13 protein-coding genes are annotated in these 15,166 nt (G+C 57.4%); 7 read left to right on the top strand and 6 right to left on the bottom strand.

The genetic code is table 11. The features are described 5' to 3' along the window. Positions 1-162: 162 nt before the first annotated feature. Complete coding sequence (locus CTATCC11996_RS09760) at positions 163-849, top strand: type 1 glutamine amidotransferase domain-containing protein (protein ID WP_003075611.1); 687 nt, start codon at positions 163-165, stop codon at positions 847-849. Here CTATCC11996_RS09760 and CTATCC11996_RS09755 read toward each other — a convergent pair. Continuing rightward, complete coding sequence (locus CTATCC11996_RS09755; protein WP_003075610.1) at positions 834-1,283, bottom strand: MerR family transcriptional regulator; 450 nt, start codon at positions 1,281-1,283, stop codon at positions 834-836. The two genes, CTATCC11996_RS09760 and CTATCC11996_RS09755, sit on opposite strands and share 16 nt — an antisense overlap. A 270-nt stretch (positions 1,284-1,553) precedes the next feature. Here CTATCC11996_RS09755 and CTATCC11996_RS09750 point away from each other — a divergent pair, with 270 nt between their 5' ends. Both CTATCC11996_RS09750 and CTATCC11996_RS09745 read left to right on the top strand, forming a co-directional pair. Beyond that, positions 1,554-1,943: a COG4315 family predicted lipoprotein gene (locus CTATCC11996_RS09750; protein ID WP_003075607.1), complete on the top strand. Its 390-nt coding sequence runs from the start codon at positions 1,554-1,556 to the stop codon at positions 1,941-1,943. 34 nt (positions 1,944-1,977) lie between these two features. Further along, on the top strand, positions 1,978-2,976 hold the full coding sequence (locus CTATCC11996_RS09745) for a catalase family peroxidase (protein ID WP_034348659.1): 999 nt from the start codon (positions 1,978-1,980) through the stop codon (positions 2,974-2,976). Positions 2,977-3,195: 219 nt separating this feature from the next. Here the strand turns inward: CTATCC11996_RS09745 and CTATCC11996_RS09740 are convergent, their stop codons facing one another. Both CTATCC11996_RS09740 and CTATCC11996_RS25500 read right to left on the bottom strand, forming a co-directional pair. Then, positions 3,196-3,630: an SEL1-like repeat protein gene (locus CTATCC11996_RS09740; RefSeq protein ID WP_003075604.1), complete on the bottom strand. Its 435-nt coding sequence runs from the start codon at positions 3,628-3,630 to the stop codon at positions 3,196-3,198. Between the two features lie 636 nt (positions 3,631-4,266). Beyond that, positions 4,267-5,187, bottom strand: a complete 921-nt coding sequence (locus tag CTATCC11996_RS25500) for a hypothetical protein (protein ID WP_138983852.1) — start codon at positions 5,185-5,187, stop codon at positions 4,267-4,269. A gap of 759 nt (positions 5,188-5,946) precedes the next feature. Between CTATCC11996_RS25500 and CTATCC11996_RS09730 the strand changes: the two genes are divergently transcribed. Together CTATCC11996_RS09730 and CTATCC11996_RS24960 are read left to right on the top strand one after the other, a co-directional pair. After that, entirely contained in the window at positions 5,947-7,194 is a 1,248-nt protein-coding gene (locus CTATCC11996_RS09730) for an AAA family ATPase (protein ID WP_003075598.1), read from the top strand. After that, positions 7,191-7,781, top strand: a complete 591-nt coding sequence (locus CTATCC11996_RS24960) for an HNH endonuclease (RefSeq protein WP_003075595.1) — start codon at positions 7,191-7,193, stop codon at positions 7,779-7,781. The genes CTATCC11996_RS09730 and CTATCC11996_RS24960 overlap by 4 nt, the downstream gene beginning before the upstream one ends. Positions 7,782-8,052: 271 nt before the next feature. Here the strand turns inward: CTATCC11996_RS24960 and CTATCC11996_RS09720 are convergent, their stop codons facing one another. Further along, positions 8,053-8,805 (bottom strand): GntR family transcriptional regulator, encoded by a 753-nt coding sequence (locus tag CTATCC11996_RS09720; protein ID WP_034348653.1) that lies wholly within the window; start codon positions 8,803-8,805, stop codon positions 8,053-8,055. Positions 8,806-9,149: 344 nt separating this feature from the next. Between CTATCC11996_RS09720 and CTATCC11996_RS09715 the strand changes: the two genes are divergently transcribed. Both CTATCC11996_RS09715 and CTATCC11996_RS09710 read left to right on the top strand, forming a co-directional pair. Continuing rightward, a complete protein-coding gene (locus CTATCC11996_RS09715; RefSeq protein ID WP_003075590.1) occupies positions 9,150-10,130 on the top strand; it encodes a Bug family tripartite tricarboxylate transporter substrate binding protein in 981 nt (326 codons plus the stop codon). A gap of 27 nt (positions 10,131-10,157) precedes the next feature. Next, positions 10,158-11,354 carry an amidohydrolase family protein gene (locus CTATCC11996_RS09710; protein ID WP_085959851.1) on the top strand — a complete coding sequence of 399 codons (1,197 nt, stop codon included), beginning with the start codon at positions 10,158-10,160 and terminating at the stop codon, positions 11,352-11,354. A gap of 169 nt (positions 11,355-11,523) precedes the next feature. On the opposite strand, the gene CTATCC11996_RS09705 is transcribed toward CTATCC11996_RS09710, so the two are convergent. After that, complete coding sequence (locus CTATCC11996_RS09705; RefSeq protein ID WP_003075587.1) at positions 11,524-12,540, bottom strand: fimbrial protein; 1,017 nt, start codon at positions 12,538-12,540, stop codon at positions 11,524-11,526. Next, positions 12,537-15,119, bottom strand: coding sequence for a fimbria/pilus outer membrane usher protein (locus CTATCC11996_RS09700; protein ID WP_080569854.1), 2,583 nt, complete (start codon positions 15,117-15,119; stop codon positions 12,537-12,539). The genes CTATCC11996_RS09705 and CTATCC11996_RS09700 overlap by 4 nt, the downstream gene beginning before the upstream one ends. Positions 15,120-15,166: the final 47 nt, after the last annotated feature.

The following is a 15,166-nucleotide window of genomic DNA, read 5'->3' as shown; positions in this document are numbered from 1 at the left end:
GGAATGGCTGGCAGCGCGGCTCGGGAAATATCAATAAAAACCAACCCAATCCCTTACCCATAAATCGATTAAAGCTATCAAAACAGGAATACCTCGAGCACACTGCATGCTTGACATTGAACTGCACTTCAAGCTTAAGTTGGGAGCCACAGGAGACTCCCCATGCCCCGTCGCATTCTTCACGTCGTCAGCAACGTCGCCCATTACGATGACCCTGCCGAGCCTACCGGCCTGTGGCTGTCAGAGCTCAGCCATGCCTGGGAAGTCTTTGCCCAGCGGGGTTACGCGCAGCACCTGGTCAGCCCGCTGGGCGGCCACTCGCCGCTGGAGCCGCGCTCGCTGAAATGGCCGAACCGGGATGCCACGGCCAGGGCATGGCTGGCGGATGCAGCGCGCATGGCCCTGCTCTCCAACACGGCCGCCCCTGATGCCGTGGACGCGCAAGACTTTGATGCCATTTATTTCACCGGCGGCCATGCCGTGATGTGGGACTTTCCATCCTCGCTGGGGCTGCAGCGCATCACGCGCGACATCCATGAGCACGGTGGCGTCGTTGCCTCGGTCTGCCACGGCTATTGCGGTCTGCTCGAAACCCGTCTGTCCGATGGCTCGCTGCTGGTCGCCGGACGCAGGCTGACAGGCTTTTCCTGGCTGGAGGAAAGGCTGGCCGGCGTGGCTGGCAAAGTGCCGTACAACGCCGAAGCGCTGATGCGCCAGCGCGGTGCCCAATATGAGAAAGCCCGGCTGCCCTTTGTCTCCAAGGTGGTGACGGACGGCAGGCTGGTGACGGGGCAAAACCCGCAGTCGGCCCGGGCCACTGCCCTGCAGGTGGCTCAGTTGCTGGGCTGAGCGGGCCAGCCTGTCGCCTCCTCGTCCCGCCCCAGCAAGCGCATTTGCGACAGCACACGCCGTGCGTTGCCGGCGCAGTCCATGTCTTCGGGTCTGGCCTCGATCTGGGCGATCAGCTCGCCCAGTTCGGCACGATTTTGCGTCAGCTGTGCCAGCATCAGATCGATGCTTTGCAGCTTGCGATGCAGCGTGGCCAGCAACTCGTCATGCTGCCAATGCTCCAGATCCTCGGGCAGCAGCTGGCGCAGCTCCTGCAGGCTGAAGCCGGCCCGCTGCGCCGTGGCAATCAGCCTGAGCGCCAGCACCGCCTCTTCGGGATAGCTGCGATAGCCGTTGGCCTGACGCTGGGCAACGCTCAGCAGGCCGATGCGCTCGTAAAAACGAATGCGCGATGCGGCAAGACCTGTGCGCTGGGCGAGTTCTCCGATTTTCATGTACGCCATTCTCGCGCAATCCGCGCTTGACCTTGAACCTGACTTCAAGCTCACGCTTGCATCACTACCGGTCGTTGAGGCCGGCGAAGCCTGTGCTTCAAGGAGTGGAATCGCAGATCCATTCGGGTATCAATGGGCGGATCGCCTTGCGCTGCACTGCGCAGGGCGATTTCTGCCCGGACAGCCTCGGAGGATGAACGGGCAGAGTTTTCAATGGAATAAACAGCGTCCTTGAACTGTTTACAGCAGGTCAACCTCAAGGAGATCTCCATGACCCGTCTCGCTTCCTTCGCCACCCTCACCTCGGTGTTCCTGGCGGCCTGTGCCGTGACAACTGCCGCCCAGGCGCAGACGCCCGCTTCTGCCATGAATGGCGTGCTCGTGGGCCCCAACCAGATGACGCTGTATGTCTTCGACAAAGACGCCGCCGGATCCGGCAAGAGCGTATGCAACGGTGGCTGCGCCACGAACTGGCCGCCTCTGACGGTGGCCCCGGGGGCGACGGCTACCGGCGACTGGAGCTTGGTTGTCCGCGACAACGGTGATCAGCAATGGGCCTACAAGGGCCGTCCTCTCTACTACTGGGCCAAGGATGCCAAGCCCGGAGACAGAACGGGAGATGGATTGCTCAACAACAGCTGGCACATCGCCAAGCCCTGAGAACTCAAGCCTGGATCATCAAGAGGAAGAAACAATGAAGCTCCGAAAAATGAAGCTCGCGCTGAGCTCTGTCATGGTGGTGTCGCCGGTTTTCGCCCTGGCAGCCGAGCAGGAGGTGACGGCACCGCGGGTGGTCCAGGCTCTGGAAGCGACCTTTGGCGTTCATCAGGGAGAGCGCCGCAATCACATCAAGGGGACCTGCGCGGTGGGCGAATTCACCGCTACCGCCGAGGCCGCCAGATACTCGCGCTCTGCACTGTTTTCCGGCCAAGCCGTTCCGGTGATTGCGCGCTTCTCGCTGGCAGGAGGAAACCCCAAGGTTCCAGATGTTACCCAAAGCGCGCGTGGAATGGCCCTGCAATTCAAGCTCCCAAAGGGACAGTTGCACCAGATGTCCATGTTGAACACCCCCATGTTCGGCGCCGCCCACCCCGGAACGTTTCTGGACCTGACCGAGGCTCAGCGCCCCGATCCAGCCACCGGCAAACCGGATCCGGACAAGCTCAAAGCATTCAGGGCCTCCCATCCTGACAGCCTGGCTCAGGCGCAATACCTGGCCAGCCACAACCCTCCCGACAGCTACACCCGCAGCGCATTCTTTGGCATTCACACCTTCAAGTTCATCAATGCACAGGACAAGGTGACTCTGGTGCGCTGGCGCTTCGTACCGCAGGAAGGAGAGAAGCCTCTAAGCAACGAGGCGCTGAAGACGGCTGGAACGGACTTTCTGGAAACCGCATTGATTAGCAGCACATCAAATAAACCGGCTCGCTGGGACATGCTGGTGACGGTCGGGCAGCCGGGTGACCCCCAGGACGACCCCACGCAATCATGGCCCGCACAGCGACCTGAGTTCAAGGCCGGCACCTTGACGATCACGAGCGCTTCGACTCAGAAAGGAGGCTTGTGCGAGCCGATCAACTTTGATCCGATGGTGATGGCCGACGGCATTGCGCCCACCAATGATCCGGTGCTCCGCTTTCGCTCCCAGGCCTATGCGGTGTCATTTGGCAAGCGCTTGAGTGGTCAATGAACTCCGAGGATCAAGCTCAGTACATTCCTCCTTAGGTTCCAGCAAGGCCAAAGTCAAGCAAGGGTGAACCTGGAAGGCAAGCTACCGGCCGATCTTCGACTGTCGTTGATCGGCCAGTAGCAGCCAGTAGCGGCCACACAGTGCCGTGTCCCAGTCGCGTTGGGCATATGGCACATACTTGAAGATGACGCTGCGATCTGAAAAGGGATCTTGCGCATATCACCCCTTCCACTCGGGTGCGCAGGCCGTCTGGCCACTCGGTGCATTTCGCAGGCGGTTCAGAAAATTCAACTGGCTTCTGGCCGTTTGACTACCCTTTACGGCAGCTTGCCGCAGCCAGTGAGCTGCCTCGCAGCGATCTGCCTTTACCGCAGCGCCGTACAGGGTTGGGCCTGCCAGAAGCACCCATGCCAGTGTTTCCTGCGCTTGTGCCTCGCCATCGCGGGCCGCCTGGCGCAGCAACGTGAGCATAGGGGCGTAGTCACCTGCAGTCTGGGCTTCCAAGGCCAGTTGAAATCGCTGTTCTGGGGTGGTTGCCATGTCAAAAGACAAGGGGTTCGCCATCGCCAGCGCGCCAGACAGGGTCGCAGCGATGAACGAGGCACGCACTGCATGTCGGGCCGGTGTGGCAATGGAACGGAATTCGAATCGCATTTTTGTCTCCACTTGAACTGAGTGGACCCATCGTCGTAACAATCTCGCTCGCTGAAAATTGGGAATTTTCGAAGACGCCCTCAGGACTACCCAGAGGCTGATTCGAACTGATGTATCGACCCAGCGAAAAGCCTGCACTGGACCGCCCCGGGGTTTTGAGGAGGCTTTAACTCATAAGAAGTTGAATCGGCGGCAGTCCAGTAGCAGATACTGGCTTTGGAGTCGCCGATGCTGATGTCGCAATGAAAGACTGCAGGCATTGATCAAGGCGCAGCGAACGACAGCAACGGGTCGTGAGCATTCCTTGGCGGCAGGCTGTTACCGGCCAGAAGCGGAATTTCAGCTAAGCGATGCCAATGTCGGTTGCAGGCTGACTGCTGCCGCTCGTGTTTTAGGTTCCAATGACCGCTGATGCCGATACCAGACGTTGACCAGCTATCTGGCCAGGCGTCCGCTGTACGCCTCAAACCGGAAAACTGCTGCATTGTTGCGCGCCAGACAGCCTGAACGGCAGCTCTCAATTGTCAAAGCACCCGTAAAGGTCAATCCCGGTGCAGAGGTTTTGGCAACAGAAAGGCTTCCGCCGCCATCTGCAGATCAGCATATTTCAGATAGGTTGCAATTTCTGTAGCCATTTCATTCCCCCTTCTTTGGTTTCAATACTTGATCAACAAACATGCGCGTGGGGTAGCGCTTTGACTCCCCATTAAGCTCTGGACAAGTCACTGCAAACTGCCAAGGAATTCGATGGCCAGCAAGGCTCCCCATACCAGGCTCAAATGAATACCATGTCTTCTCTGCAATGATCTCATCGACCTTTGTGTCCGTGACTGTCACGGTGGTTCCTGCCACCCAGTCCTGAGGGACGGCAAGGCTTCGGTAAGAAATGGCATAGCGGGCCGGTGCATCATTCAGTTTCTCCTTGTGAAGAACTGGTGATCCCGGAATTGGCTCAAGGTGATAGCGGTAAATTTGCTCACCATCTTCTTTAACATCCACAAAAGAATAACCAGGGAGCTTTTTGTACTTATCATCAGCAACAGGCCAGCCGTTAAGATATCCTCGTTCTGGCGGATGCTGCTGATGCTCCCATTCAATGAAAGACCGAATGTATTCAATGCCTCCATACTGCTGCGGTAAGCCTGCATCAGCCCATCGAGGATTTCGTTCATTTTTAATTCGCTCATCAATGCCGGGTCGCACATTAAGCAAAAAAACCCCTTCTACGTCGTCAACGGACCTATAAATCTGCTCTCCAGCCATCTTACACCGCTCGTTAAACAGCGATTTAGCCGCTTCGTACCTTGCTTTTCTTTCTTTTGCACCCGTATTACCTTGACTCTTGGCTTCTTCTGCTGCGATTTGATTAGGCTTAGCAATAAGCAAATAGTAGCCTAGCGCCACTAATGCTGAAAATAAGCAGAGAACGAAAGATATTCCAAGAACTCTAGTTCTGGCGGTTCTCCCAAATGAAACTACTAACACCAGCGCCAGGGCCAATGCTGACAAAAACATCCAAAAAACCAACCGAACAATTTCTCCCGCTCCGAATGGCATGTGATTCTCTCTCCAATGCGTTATGCGCCTTGAACGACCTCATGATCTATGAAAAATTTCGAGAATTTACTACTCGAAATTTCCACCTAACGTAGAAATTCAGATATTTAATAGTTGATTATTAGCATCTTCATTTATAGTTCAACACTTTCACTAATTCAGATTATATGTGTCGCCTACATAAAATTGAGAGCTGCTAACCTAGACCAGTCATTGCGGATCGATTTTTTTGATGCTCAGGACGACAACTACGCAGCAGTGTCCGATATTTGCCCCATCGCTGAAATAAGCAGGAGCAACTGTGGCAAAGCAGGCACAGAGCGGAACAGTTCAATCGACAGCGATGAGTCGATAGTACTTATTCGTGAGTCATGATCGCGGACTTCCAGCGTCCAGAGAACAGCCTGTTAACGAAGGGCTGCTGCTGACCTGAAAACAGTCATTGAAGAAGCGACTTTCTTGGTACTCCGATACTGGCATGAGGCGATGGCCGGTAGTTCGTCCTGCGACCATGAGCGGCAGCAAGCGCTGCACACCAGCTATCCGTCGACAAAGCTCGGATGACGTCAATGGGTCGTTAGCAGCCCTCGGTGGCTGGCTGCTACCGGCCATTAGCAGCCGTTCGAGAGTGACGGCAATCAAACAACGTTGGTATCTGCGATCTACCATAAAGGTTGTACCTAGCCTGTGGGCCATTATCATATTGACGGCCTAGACTGAGGCCCTGCATGAAGTGAAAAAAGACCAAGGGAGAATTTCGTGGATTTTGAACAACTGAAGTTGCATAGTTGGCAACAGTTCGCTGAGATAGACATCAGCTTCCATCCACGAGCAACCATACTCACGGGAGCAAACGGAAGTGGTAAGACAACAATCCTATCCCTGCTAGCGAGGCACCGGGGATGGCATCAACAGTCGCTTGCCACGCCGAAAAATGACTTTATAACCAAAGCTCTCAAGTACTTCTCCCTATTCAGATCCTCCAGTCAGAAGACAAGTAGCGATCGTTCAATCGGCGCACTTAGATACAGCAATGGCTCCACGGCAACACTCATCGTTCCGGAGGCACAGACAGCACAGTATCAAGTGGCCATCTCCAACCAGCAGCCAGCGCGCTTCTTCTACATTCCATCTCATCGTCAAACCTTCTCTTATAGGCGCGTAGGTCAGATCAATACCATTCGCAAGGAGCGACAGACCGCTTTCGATGAAATTCAGCACAATCAAATGAGTAAGCACGCCGGACATCACAACGATATGCCGAGTAGTTTCCTCATGAAGAATACTCTGCTCGGGTGGATGATCAATGGCTACGGTGTGCGCAGTCCGACAAAGACAATCATGCCACCAGACCCCCTGCAGATAAGGAACTTTGAAGGGTTCCGAGATGCTTTAAGACTCATATTGCCGCAGTCGCTTGGCTTCGAGGATCTTGAAGTCAGAGACTATGAGATCGTGTTCATCTGTAATGGGGGGGCAGATGAGTTCTTACTTGAAACCGCTTCTGGGGGAATCTCTGCGCTGATAGATATCGCCTGGCAAATCTTCATGTTTGACACCGACGAGAAAGCACCATTTACCGTTGTAATCGATGAAGTTGAGAACCACCTACACCCGAGCATGCAGCGGACGTTGCTGCCGAGCCTACTGTCGGCCTTTCCGCATGCAAAATTCATCGTCACGACTCACAGTCCGCTGATCGTGACCTCAGTTGAAGATGCGAATGTCTATGCTCTTCGCTACGACCATTCGAAGAAGGTACGTTCCTATCTATTGGACTTCAAAACCGAGGTTATGAACGCAATCGACGTGCTGGATGAAGTTCTCGGTGTTTCAACGACCTTGCCGCCGTGGGCAGTTGATAAGCTCTCCAGCATTCTTGAAAGGCACTCGGTACTTGACCCGACTTCTGAGTCGATGACTGCATTACGTATTGAGCTTGGTAATGCCGGACTTTCTCGTCTGTTTCCTGAGGCAGTGGGAAGGATCGCTGAGGCTCGAAAATGAGACGCCTCTATCGCCCGGCATGTCCGAATCCTGAAGCCCTGAAAACAAACTATAAGCACCCTGACAATAAAGAAGCTTTGCTGCGAGCTTCGCATGGCAAATGTATGTATTGCGAAAGCCAGGTCTCACATGTCTATTTCGGAGATGTCGAGCACATCCGCCCAAAGGCGGCTGATAAGTACCCAGAGCTTGAGTTCGAATGGAGCAATCTTGGCTATTGCTGTGCGCGCTGCAACAACGCGAAAAAAGATCAATTCGATGCTACTTGCCCAATGGTTGATCCTTACAGCGAAGATCCTAATGCCCACCTTATCGCATTTGGTCCGTCCGTGTGGCATAAGGCAGGAAGTGAACGTGGTGCAATCACTATCGCTACCGCCGACCTAAACCGTCCGGAGCTTATTGAGAAGCGTGCTGTACGTTTATCCCACCTGCAGAATGCGCTAGATGCCTGCTATCGAACAACGAACGAAACTATTCGAGCAACGCTACTTGCTGCGCTTGATGCGGAAGGCGCTGTTGACAAGGAGTTCTCGATGTTTGCTACCGCATTGATTGCAGCAAACCGCGAAAGTACCTCGAATTAGGTGCTTGCACCAGTCCCGCATCGCTGTTGTGAGTAACTGTTCCACGGAGGCGAATCCGAGGAGGCTAATGACGCCTCTGGGTCGCTAGCAGCCCTCGGTGGCTGGCTGCTACCGGCCGTCGCTCAGGGGGTGGCCGCGATCGGTCGGTCCAGGCTGAGAGCCGTCATCAAGTTTTGGCCGCTCAATGACTGCTGATGTCGATACCAGACAGACTTTCGTAACCTTGATGCCTGCGTTGTAGACCTCAACGATTTGCCTGAACTCTTCTCTGCTAGTACCCAGATGTGCCTGAACTACCCGCCAGCAAGACCACCAAATCAACCTCGCGCTCGACCTCCGCACCATCGATCACCCGCTGCTCCAGCTCATCCAAGTGGGTCATGGCCACGGCCAACGCTTTATCGAGTGCACCGCCCAGCAAGGCGTTGATGATCTCCTGGTGCTCACGAGGGGCACATGCTGTCGCAGCCACGCTGTCGAACAAGGCTTTGTACAACTCAGTAGTGGCCACCAAGCGCTGTATGTAAGACAGCAACTCATCGCTGCCCGCCATTTGCGCCAGCACCAGATGGAACTCACCGGCCAGCCGAATAGAGTCTGCTCGGCGCCCTTCCTCCAGCGCCTGGTGTTCCGCCTGCACATGGCGCTGCAGCACCTCTGTCTGCGCGCTGCTCAACTGGCCGCACAGGCTGGTGACCAGACCGGCCTCGACAATGCGCCGTGCACGGTAGATGCTGCGCATTTCCTCAACCGTCGGGTTGGGCACAAAGGCACCACGGTTGTGCTCCAGTATCAGTCGCTTTTCAGCCCCTAAGCGCGCGAACACCTTACGTACGGCACCACGGGTGCAGTCCAGCGCCTCGGCAAGCGCTCGCTCGCGCAAAGGCGTGCCGGGCCGCAGCTTGCCGCTCAGCAGCGCCCGCGAGATTGCCTCATAGACGCGCTCGTCCACGCTGCCTATGCCGTCGGCTACAGGCTCTTCGCTGGGGACATTGGGAGCAAGGCGGCGGGAGGAAGCGGACATGGACAACACAAAGACAACAAGCGTGAAATCTTAGCGGCAAGGGCGCCCTGCATTTAAGTCAGGCGGCTAGTCACCGCCAAGTACCAGGGTTTACGCGCAATTCCTGCATGAATATTTGTCAGATCTGAAATTTTGGTCAACCAAAATATAGAATTTGGTTAACCATTTTATTTGACCAACCCTGGAAGTACGAGAGACATGCCATGAAACCTGTTTACTGCAGTGTTGCCCTGGCCTTTGACACCCTGCTCTTCATCGTCGTCGCTCTCATCAGTGGATGTTCTTCGTCGCCTGCTCGGCACTTGTCGGCCTGAGGCATTTTTCTGTTCTCTAGAAAGTTATCCATGGCGCAATTTCCCGCTTTTCCTCTCAAAGCCCTGGCGGCCTTGTCGCTAGCTGGTACATCTGCTTTAGCCCACGCCGCATGGCCTGACCGCCCCATCTCCCTGGTGGTGGGCTTCACGGCCGGTGGATCCGCCGACACTCTGGCGCGCACGATCGCCGAGCCGCTGTCCCGCCGCCTGGGCGTACCGGTGATTGTGGACAACGTGGCCGGCGCTGGCGGCACCATCGCCACCCAGCGTGTGGTGCGAGCCAAACCAGACGGCAACACCATCATCCTGGCGTCTAACAGCGAAATCGTGCTGGCCCGCCACTTCAATAACGCCATTGCCTACGATGGCACCAAGGACCTGCGCCCGGTCACGCTGGTAGGTGTCATGCCCATGGTGCTGGTCGCCGGTCCCAAGGTGCCAGTCACCTCGATCGAGGCCATGCTCGCGCGCGCCAAGACCCAGGCTGGTGCTGACACCTTCGCGTCCTCCGGCATTGGCACGGCCTTGCACATTGCCGGTGAAATGCTGAACCAGCAGGCCAAGGTGTCGATACAGCACGTCCCCTACAAGGGCGCCGTACCCATGCTGACCGACATCATCGGCGGCAATGTGGACTACGGCTACTTCATGGTGCCTTCGGTGCTGGGTTTCCTCAAAGAGGGCAAGGTCAAGCCATTGGGCACCACCTCGAAGACCAACTGCGAAATCCTGAATGGCATCCCCGCCATGTCGGCGAGCAAGGCCCTGCCCAACTATGACTTCGGCGTATGGACCGGCATCTTCGCCCCCAAGGGGGTGGCGGACACTGTGGTGACACGTCTGAACACCGAGATCAATGCAGTGAGGCGCGAACCCCAAGTCATCAAAATGCTCGACCAGGCATGCATTGGCCAATCGGGCGGTACGCCCGCTGATTTCGCCAAGCTGGTCCTGACAGACGCCCAGAAGATGCGCCAGATCGCAACGCCCGAAATCGGCGCTGTGCGATAGGCTCCATCACCACAGGAAACATTCAACGTGAGCACTTCCAGCCTTTTACTGCAGAACGTTCGCCCCATGGGCAAACCAGCCTGCGACCTGTTAATCGAGCACGGCTGTATCGCGGCCATGGGCACCTCTCTGAACACACCCGAAGGCACTGAGCGCATCGATGGCCTGGGTCAGTTGCTACTGCCCGGCCTGATCGAATCCCACACCCACCTGGACAAAACACTCTGGGGCCAAGATTGGTACGTCAACGAGGTGGGCAACCAGTTGGTCGACAAGATCAACAACGAGCGCGCCTACCGCGCCCAAGCCCAGCACGACAGTGCGAGCCAGTCGCTGCGCATGGCACGCGAGTTTCTCGCGTTAGGCACCACGCGCATCCGCAGTCACGCTGACGTGGATACGGAAATTGGCATCCAGCATGTGGCGGGTCTGCTGCAGACCCGTGCGGACATGGCGCCCTGGCAAGATATTCAGGTGGTGGCTTTCCCGCAATCGGGCCTGCTGCAGCGCAAAGGCACGGCACAGCTGCTAGATGAATCCCTGGCCATGGGGGCCGACGTGCTGGGCGGTCTGGACCCCTGCGCCATCGACCTGGACCCTGCTCAGTCGCTGAACGTGCTGTTCGAGATCGCCGAGCGCCATAACAAGCCGCTCGACATCCACCTGCACGAACCCGGTGACATGGGAGCTTTCTCACTCAAGCTGATTTTGGACCGCACCGAAGCCCACGGCCTGCAAAACAAGGTGGTTATCAGCCATGGTTTCTGCCTGGGCGATGTGAGTGATGCCCAGTGCAGCGCGCTGCTGGCACGCATGGCCAAGTTGGGAGTCTCGCTGGTCACCAGTGCGCCGCCTTCGCGCATCGTGCCGCCACTGGGCGCTTGCCAGCGCGCTGGCGTGCCAATGGCCGGCGGCAACGACGGCATCCGCGACACCTGGTCGCCCTATGGCCGCCCTGACATGCTGGAACGCGCCATGTTCATTGGCATGCGTTACAACTTGCGCCGCGACGATGAAGTGGAACAAGCCCTGCACTGCGTCACCCATGCAGGTGCCGCAGTCTGTGGCTTTGCCGACTATGGCCTCACACCCGGAAGCCGAGCCGATCTGGTGCTAGTGCCCGCCCAGACGCCCGCCCACGCCGTAGCCGCCCGCCCCGTTCGCTCACTGGTCATCGCCAACGGCCAGATCGTGGCGCGCGAGGGCAAATTGCTGCTGGAGTAACCGCAATAAGAAGCTCAGTACCCACTGACGAACTTCTGTGGAGTCTGCATAAGTGGCGGCATTGAATGCAAATCGCTGGTGGGTTGAGCAGCGAATCGGTGGTGATTTTTCTATGCGAACGCCTGGCAGACTTGATGCGAATACTCACCGCACGGCACTGGCAGAAAAATCACTCGTAGAACAGGGTGAAGAATGCGGTAGTCGACACGAGGCCCGAGCCCATCGCTGAAAGGCTTGCCGCAGTACGGAAATAACGTGCCGTCAACGGAATCTTGACCGGTGTGTTGCCGGAAGATGTCGTGGTGTGGAGAAATTTCGAGCCCAGCTGCAGTTGAGTGATGCTGCTCAGATCGCCCTTGAAAAGGGCGACACCCACCCCGCTTGCCATATCCTTGCCACTGCTATTGACTAGAACGTTACTGCCAGCGGAGGTTTGCGTGCCGTCAACCTGGTAGCTGACCTTCACGCCACTGTCGCAGAGCAGGTTGATATTGAAGGCTTTCGCCTTGTCGTTGGCCCGTGGGATGGGTGAGGCATCAAAATCAGTCTTGGCGATAGTCGGCAGGCGCACGTCGATAGAGCGGCTGTCGGCATTCACCTCGCAGCCTAGCCCGGTGATTTGCGAGCTACCGATGAGGGAGAGCGTCGTTACAACCAAATGGTTGTAACTCACTGCGGAAGTCCCACCAATAGTGACTACTCCCGCAGAAACATCAATGTCATCGGTCTTGATCAGGCGCACTCGCCAGTTGGTATTCAACAAGTACCTCCTTGCCTCCACTGGCCAAGCCAGGCTAGGCAGCGGGGTGATTAGGGCTGGGTTGGGGTTGCAAGTGGCCAGCATCTGGTTGCACCAGAACACCGAAACACCGATGCCCGGCACATTGGTGGCGAATACAGAGGAAAAGCCGTTACTGATATGACCAGGAACTGCCGCACCGATGCCGCCAGCATGAGAGCCTCTGACCCTGCCAGCACTGCAATCGATAGTGTTGGCTCCAGAAAATCCCTTCCAGCCACTGTCCCACAGCGGAGTTCCGTTGGGGGCGTTACGCGGGATGCTCAAGGTTGATGGCAGGGCCACCGTAGCCTGCACCTTTTGACTACTGCCCGCGAAAGTACACCCCTCCTGCGCCAGCGCTGAAGGCCCCCACAACAGGGCAATGAGTAGAAGAAAAATTCTCATGATGACACCTCGTGAACTGAACGCGGCTGGGGCGCACCGGATGGTTTGCTGCACAGCGCCTGTGCCTTGATGAAAGGTGACTCGCGCTTGTGCTCCAGCGATGGCAAGCTGTAACGCACCAGGCACTGGCGATCACTGCTTTGACCCCAACGCACAGTCAGTTGGCCCTGTGGCTCGGTGGCGCGGAAGAAGACTCGACTGCCTTGCCCCACTAGCGTCAAGCTGTTGCCCTTCGCATCGAGCACCTCTGCGCCCAACGGCAGCGCTTGGCGCTGCTCGTTGTGCAGAGTCAGCAACACGGGCTCGCCCGTCACGGTTGGGTAGCTCAGCATCACCACTGCGCCATAACGCGGGGCAACGCTCTGCGAAGTGAGTTGCAACTCGACATCGTCGGCGATGCCCTTCGGGTCGATCGCCACTTCGTTTTGCCGGTACGGCATCAGGCTGGCCACTACGCCGTAACCGCTACCGCCCAATGGGTCTCCGTAGTTGTTGAGCAGCCGTGCCCCCTTGGCGTTCTTTGCTTCGACGATGGCACGCGTTTCACCCTGGCTCTGACTGAAGGTGATGCCCTGAGGATGCGCTACCACACTGCCCGACAAACCCAGGCCTATCTGGCGATAGCCGTCGCCCTCGCTGTAGCTGCCAGACACATTGGTGCTGGCCGCACGGTATTGCACATTACCGCCGCCCGAGTTGCTGGTTTTGCCATCTGCGCGTGAGCGCGAACCATAGACGCCGTAGTTGAACTGGTTGAATTCGCCTAGCGCGCCGGAAACGTTCAGTTGGCTATTCAGGTCGCCCTTGTCCGAATAGGTGCTCGAGCTGCTCAGGTAAGGGGCGCGGCTGGAGCGGCCCAGCGGAAACGACAGCGTGAGCATGTACTGCGTGATTTTCTTGCCGCGATTGGACTCAACGCGACTGGCTGACAAGCTCATGCTGCCCCAGCGATAACTGTTGGAGTAGCCGGCCTGGTAACTCGTGTCACTGGACCGGCCAGCCTGCCAGTAACTTTGCAAGGAACCGCTTAGAAAGAGGCTGCCGTAGCCCTTGGCCAAGGGCTGATTGATGTTCAGCTGGAAGCGGCTACGCTGACGACGTGCAGACGTAGCACCGGGATCGCGGGCTCGGGCAAAATCGCCGAAGCTCAGGTAACCCTCGCTGGAGAACCGATACGCCGCCACCGCGAAGTTGGTGCGCGTGCTCTCCAGCAACTTGCTGTAACTCAGGCGAGAACCCAGGCCTCTTGCCGAACTGCTCAAGCCACCACGCTCTTGCAACCCCGAGGCACGGGAGTGGGTGGTATCAAAGGCGAACGCTCCCAGCGATGTACTCAGCGCAATGCCGCCCTGCACCGCCAGGTATTGGTCTGCGATGATGCCGCCGATGTAGCCGGTCCACTTGTTGGAGATGCCGCGTTGGTAAGTGCCCTGGGCGAAGCGTGGCTTGTTCTTGAGCCCGTCATCGCGGTACTTGCCAGCGGTGATGCTGTAGCGTGAAGTGCCCGGTCGCAGCAACTGGGCCACCGAAGCGAAGGGCACGGTGAAGCTGCGTACGCGGCCATCGGCCTCGGTCACTGTCACTTTCAGGTCGCCTGCGTAGCCGGTGTTGTACAAATCGTTGATGACGAAAGGGCCAGGCGCTACGCTGGTTTCGTAGAGCACAGTGCCGCCCTGACGTACAGTCACCCGCGCGTTGCTCTCGGCGGTGCCGCGAATAGCTGGAGCGAAGCCGCGCTGCGAATCGGGCAGCATGCGATCATCCGAGGACAGTTGTACGCCGGTGTACGGCACACTGTCGAAGAGGTCCGATGGCGTGTAGTACTCACCCAGCGTCAGCTGCGACTTAAGGCCGGTCAGGTCCCGCTGCGCATAGCTGCTTACCGCGTCATAGTGGCTGGTCGTTGGGCCGCTGCCACTGCTTTGGCTGTAACTGCCGTTGTGGCGCAGTCGCCAGTCGCCGATGTTCAGTCCGACATTGAGGCCGGTGTAGAGCTGGGTACTTTCCTGGCCGCGCCCCTCGTTGCGATAGGCGTTGGCGTTGTAGTCGATAAACCCGGCTGTGACGCCACGATCCCACGCACGCGGATCGACATAACCGCGACTGGGGAGCTTGAGAAATGCCTGCGGAATGGTCAGATCCAGACGCAGGGTGGGCAGGTCCAGCTCGGCTTGGGCACCCGGCAGTTGCTGAGTGACATCCACACAGTCTGCATTCAGCTCCGTTGCATCTGACACTCGCGCCGCATCCAGTCCCAGGCTTGCCAGCTGATTGCGCTTGAAGCAGTAGCGTGATGCCCGGCCATCCTGAGCATCCTGCACGAGGACGTCCTGCTGCCCGATCCCGTTCTGATTCACGTAAACATCCAGCTGATAGTTACCTGGCGCCACCGGGTTGCCGCGTTCGAAACGCGAGATATCCACCCTGTGGCTCGCTGGACCCTGGAGAAAATCTGGATTGAAGGACGCCTGCTGGGCTCCCGTTTTCGCGAGCACCTGACTGATACCTCCAGTCAAAGCAGCACTCACGATAGCGGCCCGCAATGCGTCACGTAGCGACAAGCGAGCATCGATGAACATGCACCGACGCCGAAATATACAAATGAGCAGACGCACCCCAACTCCTT

Origin of the sequence: Comamonas testosteroni ATCC 11996 (assembly GCF_000241525.1) — a bacterium.
GTDB classification, from domain to species: domain Bacteria; phylum Pseudomonadota; class Gammaproteobacteria; order Burkholderiales; family Burkholderiaceae_C; genus Comamonas; species Comamonas testosteroni.
The sequence above is the reverse complement of the archived record's forward strand: the minus strand, read 5'-3'. Positions and strand labels throughout refer to the sequence as shown.

What these genes read in the sequence shown, in the direction of transcription:
- CTATCC11996_RS25500 (WP_138983852.1), bottom strand. Translation starts at nt 5,187, where the DNA reads ATGCCATTCGGAGCGGGAGAAATTGTTCGGTTGGTTTTTTGGATGTTT.
- CTATCC11996_RS09700 (WP_080569854.1), bottom strand. Translation starts at nt 15,119, where the DNA reads ATGTTCATCGATGCTCGCTTGTCGCTACGTGACGCATTGCGGGCCGCT.
- CTATCC11996_RS09705 (WP_003075587.1), bottom strand. Translation starts at nt 12,540, where the DNA reads ATGAGAATTTTTCTTCTACTCATTGCCCTGTTGTGGGGGCCTTCAGCG.
- CTATCC11996_RS09750 (WP_003075607.1), top strand. Translation starts at nt 1,554, where the DNA reads ATGACCCGTCTCGCTTCCTTCGCCACCCTCACCTCGGTGTTCCTGGCG.
- CTATCC11996_RS09740 (WP_003075604.1), bottom strand. Translation starts at nt 3,630, where the DNA reads ATGCGATTCGAATTCCGTTCCATTGCCACACCGGCCCGACATGCAGTG.
- CTATCC11996_RS09755 (WP_003075610.1), bottom strand. Translation starts at nt 1,283, where the DNA reads ATGAAAATCGGAGAACTCGCCCAGCGCACAGGTCTTGCCGCATCGCGC.
- CTATCC11996_RS09760 (WP_003075611.1), top strand. Translation starts at nt 163, where the DNA reads ATGCCCCGTCGCATTCTTCACGTCGTCAGCAACGTCGCCCATTACGAT.
- CTATCC11996_RS09720 (WP_034348653.1), bottom strand. Translation starts at nt 8,805, where the DNA reads ATGTCCGCTTCCTCCCGCCGCCTTGCTCCCAATGTCCCCAGCGAAGAG.
- CTATCC11996_RS09715 (WP_003075590.1), top strand. Translation starts at nt 9,150, where the DNA reads ATGGCGCAATTTCCCGCTTTTCCTCTCAAAGCCCTGGCGGCCTTGTCG.
- CTATCC11996_RS09745 (WP_034348659.1), top strand. Translation starts at nt 1,978, where the DNA reads ATGAAGCTCCGAAAAATGAAGCTCGCGCTGAGCTCTGTCATGGTGGTG.
- CTATCC11996_RS24960 (WP_003075595.1), top strand. Translation starts at nt 7,191, where the DNA reads ATGAGACGCCTCTATCGCCCGGCATGTCCGAATCCTGAAGCCCTGAAA.